Origin of the sequence: Paenarthrobacter nicotinovorans, from assembly GCF_007670255.1 — a bacterium.
Taxonomy (GTDB): Bacteria; Actinomycetota; Actinomycetes; order Actinomycetales; family Micrococcaceae; genus Arthrobacter; species Arthrobacter nicotinovorans_B.
Genome location: NZ_SZVS01000006.1, coordinates 61,290 through 76,298 on the forward strand (window position 1 = coordinate 61,290; position 15,009 = coordinate 76,298).

Here is a 15,009-nt window from a genome sequence, read left to right on the forward strand (position 1 = left end):
GCTTGCAGGGTGATCTTCAAAGCTGTGGGCGAGGGACGCCCGTACCCCGACCATGGATACACCGCGCCCAGGGACTGGGCGGCACTGCCACCGCGCCCTGTGCGGTTGGATGACCTGGTCACCACCAAACGGACCTTGGACCTGGAAGCGTTGCTGGCTGAAGACTCCACCTTCTTTGGAGATTTGTTCCCGCACGTGGTCCAGTACCAGGGCGTGATGTACCTCGAGGATGGCCTCCACCGCGCGGTCCGCACGGCGCTGCACCAGAGGACCGCAATCCACGCACGTGTATTGGTGATCGATGGCTAGGGTGTCCGGGCCGGACCAGATCGAGTCCCGGGCAAAAAAACGTAAGCGTCCCAAGGATGTGACGCAGTTGCACGGCCATCACGTGGTGACAGGGCCGGAGCTCAGGGCGACGTTTGCCGATGACGAACCGGTCCGGCGCGGCAGCTTCGGGCGCCGCTTGTTCCACGGAATTGTCCTGGTCTTGCTACTGGGCGTGATAGCGGCCGGTGCCGTGGGTGCCTGGGCCATCATGAACGGCGTCATCAAGGTGCCGACAGCGATTGCCAGCAAAGCGCCCTCAAGCCTGTGCCCTTCCGCGACGTTCGACTACGTGCCCAACGAGACCGTCCAGCTCAACGTCCTCAATGCCACCTCGCGCAGCGGGCTGGCGGCGACGGTGGCTGACCAGTTCACCGCACGTGGCTACAAAGTAGCTTCCGTCGGGAACAGTGACACCGCCTATTCCGGTATTGGCGTGGTGGTCTCCGGCGTCAAGGGCCAAGCGGCTGCCTTCAACATCCAGCGCAACCTTGCCGGCACTGACTACTTCCAGGACAACAGGGAAGACGAGTCGGTGGATGTGATCATTACACCGGGCTATGAGGGTCTGGTGGAGCCCCAGTTGGTGGACCAGACTCCCGGCAAGCTCATGTGCCCGCGCGAGGAACTGCGGATCGCCGACAACTCCAAGTGGCCCATCATTCCCACGAGGCCCGCCGGCTGACACACCAGGCGCTTATCGCCACTCAAAGCGGCGGGCGATGGTGGTTTCAGGCCGTTGCCGTGGCCGTGGCCAGCAGGATCGGCCTGCCCGCTTCATCGAAGCGTGCACCGGCTCCGAGCTGGATAAAGCGCACGGTTTGGGCGGTTTGCGCCTCTTGCGCGGCAAGAAGCCCGACGTCGGAGGTTGCGGACGGCGCGGAAGTGTCGCCGTCGGGCGTCCGGTTGCGTCGTGCGGCGCTGGCCGACAGCGTTCCGTGGATGAGGCGCGCGAGCTGGGCGACATCGGTGTCCGGAAGGTAACCCTGCTGCACCCCATCCTGGAGGATGTCCTGGAGCAGGGCATTGAGCTCACCCACGTGGTCTGCGAGCTTGGCGAAGGAACCGGGGGAGAGGACGGCGGCCATTGCCGGCCCTGGAGGCAGGTGGCGGCGGCTGAGGTCCTCCACCTGCGCCCGGACGTAGAGTGCCAGGCGATCCACCGGGTTGTGGAGCGCGGCCAGTGAGTCGCGGAGGTCCACGAGGAATCTCTCGGTCTCATCCAGGGCATAGGCGATGAGGAGCTGCTCCATGTCCGCGTAGTAGTTGTAGACCGCGGTCCGGCCCACACCGGCGTGGCGGGCAACATCGGTCATGGTCAGTCCGGGCAGGCCATGGGTGAAGAGGAGCTCGCCAAAGGCAGTGAGAATCCGACGTTGGGTCTCGGCGCGTTGGGCAGCGTTCGTGGCGGCCGTGATCCTGGGCATATAGACACTTTACAGCGATCTGTCAGCAAACCGGGTCTCGGCGCGTAAGCTGCCCAACCGGGCGGTAACATCGTGGAAAACCGGGAAACCGGAGAACCGGAAAACTTGCAGCAAGGGGGCGTCTTGCGCGCAACGGTCAAGGACGTGGCGCGCCGCGCGGGGGTCTCACCCAAAACGGTCTCGAATGTCATGAATGGAATCGTCCCGGTGAGCGGACCTACGCGGCTCAGGGTTGAACGGGCCATGCAGGAGCTGGACTACGTCCCGAATCTTTCGGCGCGGGGACTCCGAAACGGCCGCTCAGGCGTCATCGGCTTGGCCCTGCCGAACCTGGGCACACCGTTCTCCGCGGAGCTCGCCCAAAGTGTCGTCGAGCTGGCCCACGCGCAAGGTTGGAGCGTGCAGATCGAGGAGACGGGTTCCGATCCGCATCGTGAGCACGAGCTGATGACCCGCGCTCGCGCCAATTTGATCGACGGCCTGATTCTCAACCCGGTGGTGCTTGATGAGAGTGCCGTGCGGGTGGGGGTGGCACTGCCTCCGGTGGTCTTGCTGGGTGAAGTCTCCCAGGAGCTGGCCGACCGCGTTTTCGTGGACAGCTTTGCCGCGGCCCGTGACATGACCCTGGCGCTCGCCCGGCCCGGCCGCCGCCGCATCGCGGTCCTGGGCATTAACCGGGGAAGGAAATCCGCCACTGCCATTCAGCGCACGCAAGGATATGAGGCAGCCCTGCAGTCCCTGGGCATCCCGCGGGATGAGTCGCTGATGATCGCCTGTGAAGAATGGACCCCGGCCTCAGCAGCGGAGTCACTGATGCGGTACCTCGACAGCAACCCGCTGCCGGAGGCGATCTTCTGCTTCACCGACTCGATGGCCCTGGGCGCCCTGAATGCCCTGTGGAAGCGGGGAGTCCGCGTTCCGGAGGACATTGCCGTGGCGGGTTTTGACGACATCGCTGACGGCCGCTTCGCCGTGCCGCCCCTCAGTACGGTGTCCGTGGACAAGAGGGCGATTGCCGCCGAGGCACTCCGCCTGCTCACTGAGCGCATGGCCGACAGGGATCACCCGCAGCGCGTTGTGTCTGTTCCCTACACCATCGAAGAGCGGGACAGCAGCCGCTGACGTTGCGCCAGCAGTCACTGAGATTGCTCAATAAGTAAAATTGTTCGCGCTAACAATTTTTCTTGCCCTGCCTATTACAACGATGTAATGTGAGAGCTGCGTCACCCTGGGGCCACCTTTTACCCACGCGAGGAGACGTACCGGAGCCGGACTTCAGTGCAGCAGTGTGTTTCCTTTCAGCGGACCCTTCCAAAGGAGTGACGGGTGAAGCAGTTTGAATCATTGACCGGGAGAAGTATGTCCCGGAGACAGCTCTTGACGGGCTCGGCGCTGCTTGGCGGCGGGCTCTTGGCCACCGGCCTCACAGGCTGTGGCGGCGCAGCAGGAGCCGCATCCACGCCGACCATCAATTTCTGGCATCTCCTCTCCGGAGGAGACGGCACCAAGATGCAGGCCATGATCGCCAACGCCAACAACGGGAATCCGGGCTTCAAGGTCCATCCCACGGTGTTGGCCTGGGGTGCGCCGTACTACACCAAGCTCGCCATGGCATCGGCGGGCGGCCGTCCGCCGGAAGTGGCCATCATGCACGCAAGCCGCGTACCCGGATATGCTCCCGGTGGCCTCATTGAGCCCTGGGATCTGGGCCTGCTGGCGGAGAACGGCATCACCCCGGAGAACTTTGCGCCGCGCATCTGGGAAAAGAGCCAACAAAACGGAAAAGTGTTCTCCCTGGCACTGGATTCCCACCCTTTCATCATGTTCTACAACACCGATATCGCGGGCAAGGCAGGATTGCTGGAAAGCAATGGCCAGCTGCGCGACGTGAGCTCGCCGGCGGAGTTCAAGGCCGTGGCCCTGGAGATGCAGAAGGTCACCAAATCCCATGGTTTGTCCTTCGGCTACCTGAACCTTGGCTCACAGATGTGGCGCCTGTTCTACACGCTCTACAAGCAGCACGGTGCCGAGATTGTCCTGACTCCGGGCCAACCCATGCAGGCAAACCGGGACGCAGCCGTAGAGTCACTGGAGTTCATGGCGTCGCTCTTTGACGACACCATCGCGGCCAAAGGCAACGACATCAACACCGGCATCGCCGAGTTCGTCCGTGGCGACTCGGGCATGCTCTTCAGCGGTGGCTGGGAACTGCCCACCATGAAAAAGGCAAAGCTGCCCGTTGACGCGCTCACCATTCCCACCCTGTACGGGACGCCGGCTTCCTACGCCGATTCGCATTCGTTCGTCCTTCCGCGGCAGCTCGCTGTTGACGAGGAAAAGCGCAGGGATGCCTACAAGTTTGTCAGCGACATCCTCAAAGGCTCGTTGTCGTGGGCCGAGGCAGGCCATATCCCGGCGTACCAACCCGTGGTGCAGTCACAGGCTTACAAGGAACTCACCCCGCAGGTCCATTACGCCAACGCCGCAGAGATCATTTCCTACGACCCCGAGGCCTGGTTCAGCGGATCCGGCTCGGACTGGCAGAACTACTTCGCCGAGTTCATCCAGAACGTGCTGCTGGGACGCAGCAAGGCACAGGACGGATGGGACGGCTTCGTAGGCCGCACCAACGACCTTCTATCCCGGCCCAACCCGGTCTGACCGGCACCCGCACACCGAGCGACAAAGGAGTCATTCATGAGTTCCTCTACTGTGTCCCGGCAGACCAGCCAAGCACGGACAACAACTGCACCCGGTAGCAAGACCGGTCCCTCCCTGCGCAGGAGCAGGGACAACGTGAGCGGATGGGCCTTCGCAGCCCCGTTCCTCGTCTTCTTCCTGGTGTTCCTCGTCTGGCCCATTTTCTACGGGTTCTACATGAGCCTTACGGGCAAGTCCCTTACCGGCGCCAACGACGCCCTCATTGGTTTTTCCAACTACTCCGAGGCCTTTGCCGATGCCGGGATGTGGCGTTCCCTGGGCAACACGCTCTACTTCACGGTGATCAGCACGGTGCCGCTGGTGCTGGTTGCACTGGTCATGGCCGCGCTGTTGAACATCGGCCTCCCGGCCCAGTGGCTCTGGCGGCTTTCCTACTTTGCCCCGTTCCTCCTGGCATCCACGGTTGTCTCCCTGTTCTTCGTCTGGATGTACAACCCGCAGCTTGGCCTGATCAACGATTTCCTGTCCAAGTTCGGCATCCCCAAGGTCGGCTGGCTCAACGACCCCAACGTGGCCATGTGGTCCATCGTGATCGCAACGCTTTGGTGGACGGTGGGGTTCAACTTCCTTCTCTACCTGGCGGCCATGCAGAACATCCCTGCCCAGCACTACGAAGCGGCCTCCCTGGACGGTGCCGGCGCGTGGAGGCAGTTCTTCTCCATCACGCTGCCGCAGCTCACGCCCACCACCGTGATGATCGTGCTTCTGCAGATCCTTGCTTCGCTGAAGGTCTTTGACCAGATCTACCAGATGACCTCCGGCGGCCCGGGTGGATCCACCCGTCCGGTGGTCCAGTACATCTTCGAAACCGGGTTCACCGGGTACCGGCTGGGATACTCCGCAGCCATCTCCTACATCTTCTTCGGACTGATCGTGCTGGTTTCCGCCTTGCAGTTCGTCGTCACCCGTCGCAGGAGCGCATAGCCATGGCAAATACAACCCTCACCCGTTCCATCCCACGTACCGGTCCCGGCCAGGTCATGCGTCAGCCACGCAAGAAGCTGACCGTAGGCAAAATCGCAGCGGTGGTGGTGGCTGCCGTCCTCGCAGTCCTCTGGTTGGTTCCCTTCGCCTGGGCGACTGTCACCGCCTTCAAATCCGAAGCGGATGCCTCGGCGTCGAAAGTCAGCTGGATCCCGCCGTCGGGCTTTACGTTCGATGCTTTCGCAAGCGTGTTCCAAGCCGGCAACATCCCGCTGTGGACGTGGAATTCGCTGTACACCTCGGCGGCCATCACCTTCATCACCCTGGTGATCTCCGCCTTGGTTGCCTACGCACTGTCCAGGATCGAGTTCAATTGCAAGAAGGTGCTGATGATGGCCATCATCGCCAGCATCATCGTGCCGCCACCGGTGCTCATGATCCCGCTCTTCTACCAGATGCTTGCGTTCAAGATGATCGATACGCCGTGGGCCATCGTGCTGCCGCAGGTCATCCATCCTGCCATGGTGTTTGTCCTCAAGAGGTTCTTCGACCAGATTCCGCATGAGCTCGAGGAAGCGGCAGTCATGGACGGGGCGAGCCGGCTCAGGATCTTCCTCCAGATCATCCTGCCGTTGTCCCGGCCGATCCTCGCCGCCGTCGCGATCTTTGTGTTCATCGGCGCGTGGAACAACTTCCTGTGGCCGTTCATCTCCACCAACGACGACGGTCTGCTGACCCTTCCCGTGGGTCTGCAAACCATCAAGAGCGCCTACGGCGTGCAGTATGCGCAGAACATGGCGTCGGCACTGCTGGCCGCGCTGCCCCTGATCGTCGTCTTCCTGTTCTTCCAGCGCCAGATCATCAAGGGCATCTCCACCACCGGCCTTGCCGGAACCTGACCGATACCAACCGCCTACCAACAGTTTTCAGAACACAACCAAGGAGATTCATGTCCCGCGCACGCATCACCCTCGACCGCGACTTCACGGTTGGGGAAGTACCCCGCCGCCTCTTCGGCTCCTTCGTGGAGCACATGGGCCGCTGCGTCTACACCGGAATCTACGAGCCCGGGCACCCCGAAGCGGACGAGCACGGTTTCCGCCAGGATGTCCTCAAGCTGGTCAAGGAACTCGGTGCCACCGTCATCCGGTACCCCGGCGGCAACTTCGTCTCGGGCTACAACTGGGAAGACGGAATCGGCCCGCGCGAAAACAGGCCCCGCCGTCTGGACGGCGCCTGGCACACGGTAGAGACCAACGCCTTTGGCCTGCATGAATTCGTGGACTGGTCCAGGCAGGCCGGCACCGAAATCATGGAAGCCATCAACCTGGGCACCAAGGGAGTGGAAGAAGCCCGCGCCATCGTGGAGTACTCCAACCATCCTTCAGGCACCTACTGGTCGGATCTGCGCGCCAAGAACGGCCACAAGGACCCGTTCGACATCAAACTCTGGTGCCTCGGCAACGAGATGGACGGACCGTGGCAGATCGGGCACAAGACGGCCGACGAATACGGCCGCCTGGCCCAGGAAGCCGCCAAGGCCATGCGATACGTGGATCCGTCCATTGAACTCGTGGCCTGCGGAAGCTCTAAATCCGCGATGCCCACGTTCGGCGAGTGGGAGCAGACTGTCCTCACGCACACCTATGACGAGGTCGACTACGTTTCCCTCCACGCCTACTACTTTGAAGAAGAAGGCGACGTCGGCAGCTTCCTGGCTTCCGCCGTCGACACCGATTTCTTCATCGAGTCGGTCATTGCCACAGCGGACGCTGTCCGGGCCAAGGGCAAGCACAAGAAGCACATCAACCTGTCCTTCGACGAGTGGAACGTCTGGTACCAGCGCGGCCGGGACACCGAGGACCAGCTGCGCAACATCGTCAAGGGGCCGTGGCGCGAGCACCCGCGGGTTATCGAGGATCACTACAACGTGACGGACGCCGTGGTGGTGGGGACCTTGCTCAACTCGTTGCTCCGGCACGGCGACAGGGTCAAGATCGCCAACCAGGCGCAGCTGGTCAACGTGATCGCGCCGATCCTTTCGGAGGAAAACGGCCCGGCGTGGAAGCAGACCATTTTCCACCCGTTCGCCCGGATGGCGGAACTCGCCAAAGGCCAGATCCTGCGGCTCTCGGTGGATTCGGACAAGTACTCCAATGCCCGTTTCGGGGACACCGACCTGGTGGATGTCAGTGCCACGTGGAACGAGGAAACGGGCCGGGTTGCCTTGTTCTTCGCGAACCGCGGCCTGGAGGAGGCGGCCGACGTCGAAACCGCCCTGCGCGGCTTCGACGCCCGCCAGGTTGTGCGCGCCGAAGTCCTGGAAATTCCCGAGGACGGCGACCGCTTCACCATCAACAGCCAGGAGCAGCAGGACCGGGTGGGTTTGAAGCCTTTGGAGAACGTCAAGGCCACTGGCTCGGAGCTACGCCTGACGCTGCCCGCATTGTCGTGGGCCGTCGTCGAGCTTGAGGTCGCGAAAGCCTAGCCCCGCACCCAACCGCGTGGCGCCCAACTGGGGGACAGATAACGTCGCTATGAACGCTCATAGCGACGTTATCTGTCCCCTACTTGGGTTAAAGTACGACGGCGGCCGGCTGGCTATACTGCGCAGCCGTCGGGGCCGCACGCCTCGGCGTCGGAGGCGCCCACCGGGATCAGCGGGTTGGCTTCCTGCCACGCCTGATTCAGGGCCTGGGAGAAGAGCTCGGCCGGCTGCGCGCCCGAAATGCCGTATTTGCGGTCAATGACGAAGAACGGAACGCCGGTCACCCCGATGGCGCGGGCCTCGTTGATGTCCTGGTTCACCTCTTCGGTGAACTTGTCGGTGCTGAAGAGTTCTTCCACTTCCTCGGAAGGAAGGCCCAGTGATGCGCCGAGTTCCGTCAGGTACGTCTGGTTGCCGATATCCTTGCCGTGCTCAAAGTGGTCGCTGAGCAACTGTTCCTTCGCGGCATCCTGCTTGCCGTGGGTCGCAGCGAGGTGGATGAGGCGGTGGGCGGTAAAGCTGTTGGCCACTACCACCTTGTCGAAGTGGTAATCCAGGCCTTCACCCTTGGCAGTGTCGGTCACGTGGGCGAACATCTGCTTGACCTGCTCCGGAGCCATGCCCTTGCGCTTGCTCAGGTAGTCCAATTCCGTGCCGTCATAGTGCTCGGGGACGGAGGGATCCAACTGGTAGCTCTTCCACTCAACATCCACTGAATCGCGGTGCGGGAACTGTGCCAAGGCAGTCTCAAAACGGCGCTTGCCGATGTAGCACCACGGGCACGCGACGTCTGACCAGATCTCAATCTTCATGGTCTCGTCAACCTTGGAGTGCACTGAGGCATTCCAAACACAAGCTGTTATTTTGCTCACTGCGCGAATAGCCTTGAGGAGGGTTGTGAAGCCAGCCCACCTTGGAGGGGTAATGCGCGGAGGCCCGCATGCGCATCGGACTCATTGTTGGACCCTGGTTTACCGTCCCGCCGGAACGCTATGGCGGAACGGAGCGCGTAGTCGACTGCCTGGCCCGGGGGCTGGTGGATGCCGGGCACGAAGTCCTGTTGGCCGCCGCCTCCGACAGCACGTGCCCGGTGCCCCAAATGCCCGGCTTCGGTCCCAGCCAGCCGGAGGAAATTGGCCTCAGTCTCAGCGAGCTGAGCCATGTGATCAAGGCATACCGCGGTATGGACGGGGTGGATATCATCCACGACCACACGCTGGCGGGGCCGCTCTACGCACACCGGCCTCCCGGCATACCGGTGGTCACCACCATCCACGGACAACTGACCGCCCAATCGGCGGAGCTGTACCGCGCCATGCAGAGGGACACGTCCATTATTGCGATCTCCCATGACCAGAGGTCGATGCTCCCGGACCTCAACGCAGCGGCCGTTATCCACCACGGCCTGGACCTGTCCACCGTGTCCGTGGGAAGCGGCAAAGGCGGCTACGTTTGCTTTGTAGGCCGGATGTGCGCGGACAAGGGCCTCATGGAAGCCCTGGCGATTGCCCGTGAAGCCGGAGTTCCCCTGAAGATCGCCGCCAAGATGCACGCCAAAGATGAACGGGAATTCTTCCGCGATGTCGTCGAGCCTGCGCTGGGGCCGCAGGAAGAGTTTTTGGGAGAACTCTCCGACCCCGAGAAATACGAGCTCATGGGCGGGGCCATCGCGCTGATCAACCCCATCCAGTGGCCCGAACCGTTCGGCCTGGTCATGATCGAGTCGCTGGCTACCGGCACGCCAGTAGTGGCTACTCCCATGGGGGCCGCCCCGGAAATCGTGAAGCACGGAGTGACAGGCTTCCTGGGGGAAATTCACCACCTGGCCGGTTTCGTGGACGCGGCTGCCCGGTTGAGCCGGGCGGACTGCCGGCGTTCCGTCGATGACTACTTCAGCGCCGGACGCATGGCAGCTGACCATCTGGACCTGTATTCACGAATCCTTGAACAATTCGGCAGCAAAGGGGTTCACGGCGGCGCCTACGTGCAAGAGAATCAAAGGCAGGCCCGTTAGGCTGCCGGCCCCGAACCCCAACCCTGAAGGAGCCTCGGCACATGACCGCATGGAACGCAGACACAGAAGCCGGAGCCTCCGAACTGGGGGCAGTGACGGTCGTCGAGGGCTCGTCCTTCTGCATCTCCGCGCACGCGGGGGACATCCACGGAGGTGGCTCGCAGGGCGCCTACTACCAGGACACGCGCATCGTGTCCCGCTGGGTGCTGCGGATCAACGGCGAACCCCGGGAGCCCCTGGTCGCCCGCAACCCCGCTTCCTTCCAGGCCGAATACGTCGGCAGGGCCTGCACCGAAGACGGACGCTTTGAGAGCCCGCTGCTTGTCCGACACCAGCGCAGTGTCGGCTCTGGACTGCGCGATGACATCACCATCACCAACTACTCCGGCATGCCATCAACCTGCACCATCGAACTGCTCCTCGACGCCGACCTCGCAGACCTCTTCGACGTCAAAGGCGGCAGGGTGGGAACCGCGGAGGAGACCATTCGGGCTGCACAGGAAGACGGCCTGCACATCGATGCCCTGCACTCCAGCGGCCAGCGTCGCGGGGTAATGTTCCAGGCCCAAGGGGCAAAAGTCACCAGTGAAGGGTTGACCTTCAACGTCACCATTCCCGCCCGCGAGGACTGGTCCACCACCATCATCGCCTTGCCCTTGGTCAACGGTGAGGCGCCGGAAGACCGCTTCACCGTGGGAACGCCCCTGCAGCACAGCACAGGTGCCCGCCGCCAAACGCAGTGGGAGGAACACGTTCCACGCGTCACGGTCACTGACCAGAACGTCACCGACGTCCTGGAGCAAAGCCAACGGGACCTGGGGGCGCTGCGGATTTTCGACGACGAACACCCCGGCCGTGCCGCCATCGCCGCCGGGGCGCCTTGGTTCATGGCCCTGTTCGGACGGGACTCGCTCCTGGCCTCCTACATGTCCCTCATGGTGGACCCGAGCCTGGCCGCGGGCACCCTCCAAACCTTGGCCGGGCTGCAGGGCAGCAAAGTGGACAACGACTCCGAAGAAGAACCCGGGCGCATGCCGCACGAGGTCAGGCTGGGAATTACCGCAGGACTCTCCTTGGGCGGCACGGCCTATTACGGAACAGCCGATGCCACCCCGCTGTTCGTCTCCACCCTCGGCGAACTGAGCCGCTGGGGACTCGGCGAAGACATCATTGAGTCCCTGCTGCCCCACGCCGACCGGGCCATCGAATGGATGGAGAAGTACGGAGACCGCGACGGCGACGGCTTCATCGAATACAAGCGGCCCAACGAGCACGGCCTGGTGAACCAGGGCTGGAAGGACTCATGGGACGGAATCAATTTCGCCGATGGGCGCATGGCCGAGGCCCCGATCGCGCTCTGCGAAGTCCAGGCCTACGCCTATGCGGCCTACGTGGGCCGGTCCCTGTTGGCACGCGCGGCGGGGGACACCGCCGTCGAACGCCGTTGCGCGGACCGCGCCGAAGAACTCAAGGAGGCCTTCAACAAGACGTTCTGGCTGCCGGACAAGGGCTACTTCGCGCTGGCGTTGGACAAGGACAAGCAGCCGGTGGATTCGTGCACTTCCAACATGGGGCATTGCCTGTGGGTGGGCATCGTGGATGAGGACAAGGCCGCGCAGGTCGCAGAGCGGCTCATGTCCCCGGAGATGTTTACCGGCTGGGGCATCCGCACCCTCGGCTCCGACATGGGCGCCTACAACCCCGTTAGCTACCACAACGGCTCGGTCTGGCCCCACGACACCGCGCTCGCGGCCACCGGTCTCATGCGCTACGGCTTCACGGACGAAGCCAGCCGGGTGGCCAGCGGACTGTTCGACGCCGCCGAGCACTTTGGCGGGCAGCTTCCCGAGTTGTTCTGCGGCTTTGACCGGCGGGACTTTTCGGAGCCGGTCCCGTATCCGACGGCGTGTTCCCCGCAGGCGTGGGCGGCTGCGGCTCCCGTCCAACTCGCCAGGATCCTGCTGCGGTTCGACCCCGACTTCACCCGCGACGTGCTGCATCTCGCGCCGATCCTCCCGGCTTCATTCGGTGAGTTCACGGCAGACAACGTGCTGCTGGGCAGTTCACGGCTCACGGTGCGGGCTGCGGGCACTTCCGGGACGGTGGAAGGACTGCCGGAGGGGCTCCAGTTGCGCAACGATCCGCGGCCGCCACTGGCCGGGGACCTGTTTGGCTAGAGCCTGTTCTCCATGACGAAGTCGTGCTCAACGGTGTTGCCGAGCGTGAACGACTTGGTACCAACGCGCTGGAAACCGCTCTTCTCGTAGAAGCGGATGGCCTTGGCGTTCTGGCTGTTCACGCCGAGCCACACACCCGCCGCGCCCTTGTCCGTGGCCAGTGCCAAGGATGCGTGGATCAGCCTCGACGCCGCGCCCTTGCCGTGGTGGTCGGGGTGGACGTAGCACTTGCTCAGCTCCGTCGAGGGCAGCGCCGAAAGCACGGAGGCGACGTCGGGGTCCCCGGTGGGCTTCGCGATCAGCATCGTGTACCCGTTGAGCTGCCCGTCGTCGTCGAGCACCATGATGGTGATGTTCGCGTCGGCGAGGTACTCCGAAAAGTTGGCTTCGCTCAGCGTCTTTTCAAGGTGTGCCTGGATGTCCGCCGGTGAGGAGCCTGGAGGGCACGCCAGCGGGAAGGTGACGGCCGCGAGCTCGGCCAGCTTCCCGGCGTCGTGTGCTGTTGCGGTACGGATGGTCTCGGCCACGTGGCCCCCCTTGCGAGTTTTTGTACAGGTAATGCCCCTAAGAACGCATCTTAAGGGCATTAGCTGTACGAAAACTCCACGTTAGGGGGTGGGGCGGATGGCGTTTGTGGCACGGTCTGCGATGATTTGTGGGTCCCGGCCGGAGTCGAGGATAGTGTTCCGCGCTGATTCCGGGTCCACCAGGACAGCTGTCACGGCCAGCTCCTTGGCGGCATCAGTGGTCAGCAGGGCATCCACCTGGGCCTCGAAGCAGTCGTCGCTGGCGGTGGCATGGACGTTCATGGCCACCACGTGGTTGTTCGACACGAGATTGCCCGTGCCTTCACGCAGCCGGATGGTGACCGGCGTCGCGCCCTCCGGACGGATGTGCTCCGAATCGATGATCTGTGAAAAGTGGTTGCCGATCACCGAATTGTTGTTGCCGCTGATGCTGAGGACCCCGTCGAGATCATCCTGCCCATTGTCGATCCCGAGGAACGGCGTCCAAGGCTCGTGGTCGCGGAGGAAATGGTTGGTGGCCACAAGATTCTCGGAGCTGTTCCGCTCCAGGACCACCATGCCGGGATAGAAGGAATGCAGCCGGTTGTTGGTGATGCTGGAGCGCGTCACCCCGCTGAAATGGACGCTGCTGGCACCCCGTGGGAAGACGTTGTTCGCCGTTACCAGGAGTCCGCCATGGTTCTCCGCGTAGATCGAGTGGCCCTTGAAACCTGCGCCGATCAGGTTGTCCGTGATCTTGGATGCCTGGCCCCAGCCGCGCAGCTCGATGCAGCTTCCACATTCGGCGATGAAGTTGTTGTGGATGGAGAGGGCATCGGCGTTGTGGATGGTCAGGGCGTGTTCGAGGTAGATGAAGCCCATCTCGTTGACCCGGAAGGAGTCGTTGGCGGTGGCAATGTGGATCCCGGTCTTGCCATTGACGTAGGTATTCTCCGCCGGCAGCTCCGAACCGTCCGCGGTGAAATGCAGCCCGTCGATGCAGAAGTTGGCGAACTCCACCGAACTGATCCGCGGGCTGCCGGCACGCTCAACCCGGAAGGCGGCCCCGCTGGCCGGGTCCGCGCTGTCAGCAGCAGGAAGATCAACCAGCACGCGGCTGCCACCGGGCCACAGCTCATGGAGATCGGGCCATTCGTCCTCGGGAACGTTGAACCTGATGCTCGAGGATGTGAAGCCGTGGCCTGAGCCCTGGATCCTGAGGAAACTGATGTCGATCAGCACCTGCGTTCGCAGGCGGTAGTCGCCCGGCGGCAAGTAGATCACGGCACCCGGCTTGCCGCCGTCGTTCACGTCCGTGTCGTGCTGGCGTTCCTTGATGTCGGCGATGATGCTGTTGATGACCTCGCCGATATCCTTGGACGGGTCGCCGATGGGCCAGGTGGTTACGTCGTAGTAGTTGCTGCTGGACATGGTGTGGATCCTCTTGGGGTGTTGGAGGTGGTCAGTTGGCGGGCTGGTGTTCCGGCAGTCCGGCCAGCAGTTCGTCCGACGTCGGCGGGTTGGCTCCGGCGCGACGCACGGTGATGGCTGCGGCCTTGGTGGCCCTGCCGCCCAACGACTCCAAAGCCTCCGGCGTGAGCCGGTCAACCCCGGTCTGGAGAAGCCCGTAGATCAGGGCGGACATGTACGAGTCGCCCGCGCCGATGGTGTCAGCCACGGCGGACTTGATGGACGGAACCAGTACCTGTGCTGCGGGGGTCGAGAGCATCGATCCCTCGGAGCCACGTGTAACCACCACAAGGCCGGTCCCCAGGTCCAGGATGCGCCGTGAAGTGTCTTCGAGGGACAGGCCCGGGTAAAGCCAGTGCGCATCCTCATCACTGAGTTTGACCACGTCGGTGAAGGGAATGAGTTCCTCGAAAGTGGTTTTCGCTTGGGCATGGCTGCCAACCAGGGCCGGCCGGATGTTGGGATCGTAGGTGACCACGCACCGCTGATGTGCCTGTGCAAGCAGCTCCCGCACCGCTGCTGCGCCGGGTTCCAGGAACGTGGCAATCGAGCCCGTGTGCAGGATCTTGGGCAGGGTAGTGGGGGTCGCCCGGGGGAGCTCCCACTGAATGTCGAAGTCATAGCGGGCCGAGCCGTCCGAGGCCAGGGTGGCGGTTGCCGTAGCGGTTCTGACGCCTGGGCGGGTGCCGGCCAGGAGTTCGACGCCGGCACTCGCCAAGTGCCGTTCGATGGCGGCCCCGTGGGGGTCGTCTCCGAACGAGGTCAACAATGCGGTGGGCACGCCGAGGCGTCCGAGGCCGTAGGCAACGTTCGCGGGCGAGCCTCCGGGGTGCTCCACGGTTCCCCGCGAGGAGACGACGATATCCACCAAGGCTTCACCGACAACTACGACTTCTGTCGCCTGATTCGATGCCGGCTCTTGAACGATGAGCGGCTCTGGGATGATCTGCATGAC

At 63.3% G+C, this 15,009-nt stretch carries 14 protein-coding genes; 9 read left to right on the forward strand and 5 right to left on the reverse strand.

Annotated elements, in window-relative coordinates:
• Positions 1 to 9 precede the first annotated feature (9 nt).
• Entirely contained in the window at positions 10 to 309 is a 300-nt protein-coding gene (locus FDP28_RS10855) for a type II toxin-antitoxin system VapB family antitoxin (protein WP_144661451.1), read from the forward strand.
• 58 nt (positions 310 to 367) lie between these two features.
• Positions 368 to 1,012: a LytR C-terminal domain-containing protein gene (locus FDP28_RS10860; RefSeq protein ID WP_144661452.1), complete on the forward strand. Its 645-nt coding sequence runs from the start codon at positions 368 to 370 to the stop codon at positions 1,010 to 1,012.
• Positions 1,013 to 1,058: 46 nt separating this feature from the next.
• Here FDP28_RS10860 and FDP28_RS10865 read toward each other — a convergent pair whose 3' ends face one another.
• On the reverse strand, positions 1,059 to 1,754 hold the full coding sequence (locus tag FDP28_RS10865; RefSeq protein ID WP_144661453.1) for a TetR/AcrR family transcriptional regulator: 696 nt from the start codon (positions 1,752 to 1,754) through the stop codon (positions 1,059 to 1,061).
• Positions 1,755 to 1,877: 123 nt separating this feature from the next.
• Here FDP28_RS10865 and FDP28_RS10870 point away from each other — a divergent pair, with 123 nt between their 5' ends.
• From FDP28_RS10870 to arfA, 5 genes are all read left to right on the forward strand, one after another.
• Positions 1,878 to 2,876, forward strand: a complete 999-nt coding sequence (locus FDP28_RS10870; protein WP_144661454.1) for a LacI family DNA-binding transcriptional regulator — start codon at positions 1,878 to 1,880, stop codon at positions 2,874 to 2,876.
• A gap of 204 nt (positions 2,877 to 3,080) precedes the next feature.
• Positions 3,081 to 4,415, forward strand: coding sequence for an extracellular solute-binding protein (locus tag FDP28_RS10875; RefSeq protein ID WP_144661455.1), 1,335 nt, complete (start codon positions 3,081 to 3,083; stop codon positions 4,413 to 4,415).
• Between the two features lie 36 nt (positions 4,416 to 4,451).
• Complete coding sequence (locus FDP28_RS10880) at positions 4,452 to 5,399, forward strand: carbohydrate ABC transporter permease (RefSeq protein WP_144661456.1); 948 nt, start codon at positions 4,452 to 4,454, stop codon at positions 5,397 to 5,399.
• A 2-nt stretch (positions 5,400 to 5,401) separates the two neighbouring features.
• Complete coding sequence (locus FDP28_RS10885) at positions 5,402 to 6,298, forward strand: carbohydrate ABC transporter permease (protein ID WP_144661457.1); 897 nt, start codon at positions 5,402 to 5,404, stop codon at positions 6,296 to 6,298.
• A gap of 50 nt (positions 6,299 to 6,348) precedes the next feature.
• Positions 6,349 to 7,887: an arabinosylfuranosidase ArfA gene (gene arfA / locus FDP28_RS10890; RefSeq protein ID WP_144661458.1), complete on the forward strand. Its 1,539-nt coding sequence runs from the start codon at positions 6,349 to 6,351 to the stop codon at positions 7,885 to 7,887.
• Positions 7,888 to 8,000: 113 nt separating this feature from the next.
• Here the strand turns inward: arfA and FDP28_RS10895 are convergent, their stop codons facing one another.
• Complete coding sequence (locus tag FDP28_RS10895; protein WP_144661645.1) at positions 8,001 to 8,699, reverse strand: DsbA family oxidoreductase; 699 nt, start codon at positions 8,697 to 8,699, stop codon at positions 8,001 to 8,003.
• Between the two features lie 128 nt (positions 8,700 to 8,827).
• Between FDP28_RS10895 and FDP28_RS10900 the strand changes: the two genes are divergently transcribed.
• Positions 8,828 to 9,901 carry a glycosyltransferase family 4 protein gene (locus FDP28_RS10900; RefSeq protein ID WP_144661459.1) on the forward strand — a complete coding sequence of 358 codons (1,074 nt, stop codon included), beginning with the start codon at positions 8,828 to 8,830 and terminating at the stop codon, positions 9,899 to 9,901.
• Positions 9,902 to 9,942: 41 nt separating this feature from the next.
• Positions 9,943 to 12,078, forward strand: a complete 2,136-nt coding sequence (locus tag FDP28_RS10905; RefSeq protein ID WP_144661460.1) for an amylo-alpha-1,6-glucosidase — start codon at positions 9,943 to 9,945, stop codon at positions 12,076 to 12,078.
• Here the strand turns inward: FDP28_RS10905 and FDP28_RS10910 are convergent.
• The 3 genes from FDP28_RS10910 to FDP28_RS10920 all read right to left on the reverse strand — a co-directional run bounded on the left by FDP28_RS10910 (position 12,075) and on the right by FDP28_RS10920 (position 15,006).
• Positions 12,075 to 12,605, reverse strand: coding sequence for a GNAT family N-acetyltransferase (locus tag FDP28_RS10910; RefSeq protein ID WP_144661461.1), 531 nt, complete (start codon positions 12,603 to 12,605; stop codon positions 12,075 to 12,077). The two genes, FDP28_RS10905 and FDP28_RS10910, sit on opposite strands and share 4 nt — an antisense overlap.
• Positions 12,606 to 12,686: 81 nt before the next feature.
• Positions 12,687 to 14,015, reverse strand: a complete 1,329-nt coding sequence (locus FDP28_RS10915) for a NosD domain-containing protein (RefSeq protein WP_144661462.1) — start codon at positions 14,013 to 14,015, stop codon at positions 12,687 to 12,689.
• 31 nt (positions 14,016 to 14,046) lie between these two features.
• Positions 14,047 to 15,006 carry a carbohydrate kinase family protein gene (locus FDP28_RS10920; protein WP_144661463.1) on the reverse strand — a complete coding sequence of 320 codons (960 nt, stop codon included), beginning with the start codon at positions 15,004 to 15,006 and terminating at the stop codon, positions 14,047 to 14,049.
• Positions 15,007 to 15,009: the final 3 nt, after the last annotated feature.

Excerpts from the sequence above, each read along its gene's own strand:
- FDP28_RS10865 (WP_144661453.1), bottom strand. The coding sequence starts at position 1,754 with ATGCCCAGGATCACGGCCGCCACGAACGCTGCCCAACGCGCCGAGACC.
- FDP28_RS10880 (WP_144661456.1), top strand. The coding sequence starts at position 4,452 with ATGAGTTCCTCTACTGTGTCCCGGCAGACCAGCCAAGCACGGACAACA.
- FDP28_RS10885 (WP_144661457.1), top strand. The coding sequence starts at position 5,402 with ATGGCAAATACAACCCTCACCCGTTCCATCCCACGTACCGGTCCCGGC.
- arfA (WP_144661458.1), top strand. The coding sequence starts at position 6,349 with ATGTCCCGCGCACGCATCACCCTCGACCGCGACTTCACGGTTGGGGAA.
- FDP28_RS10895 (WP_144661645.1), bottom strand. The coding sequence starts at position 8,699 with ATGAAGATTGAGATCTGGTCAGACGTCGCGTGCCCGTGGTGCTACATC.
- FDP28_RS10900 (WP_144661459.1), top strand. The coding sequence starts at position 8,828 with ATGCGCATCGGACTCATTGTTGGACCCTGGTTTACCGTCCCGCCGGAA.
- FDP28_RS10905 (WP_144661460.1), top strand. The coding sequence starts at position 9,943 with ATGACCGCATGGAACGCAGACACAGAAGCCGGAGCCTCCGAACTGGGG.
- FDP28_RS10915 (WP_144661462.1), bottom strand. The coding sequence starts at position 14,015 with ATGTCCAGCAGCAACTACTACGACGTAACCACCTGGCCCATCGGCGAC.
- FDP28_RS10920 (WP_144661463.1), bottom strand. The coding sequence starts at position 15,006 with ATGCAGATCATCCCAGAGCCGCTCATCGTTCAAGAGCCGGCATCGAAT.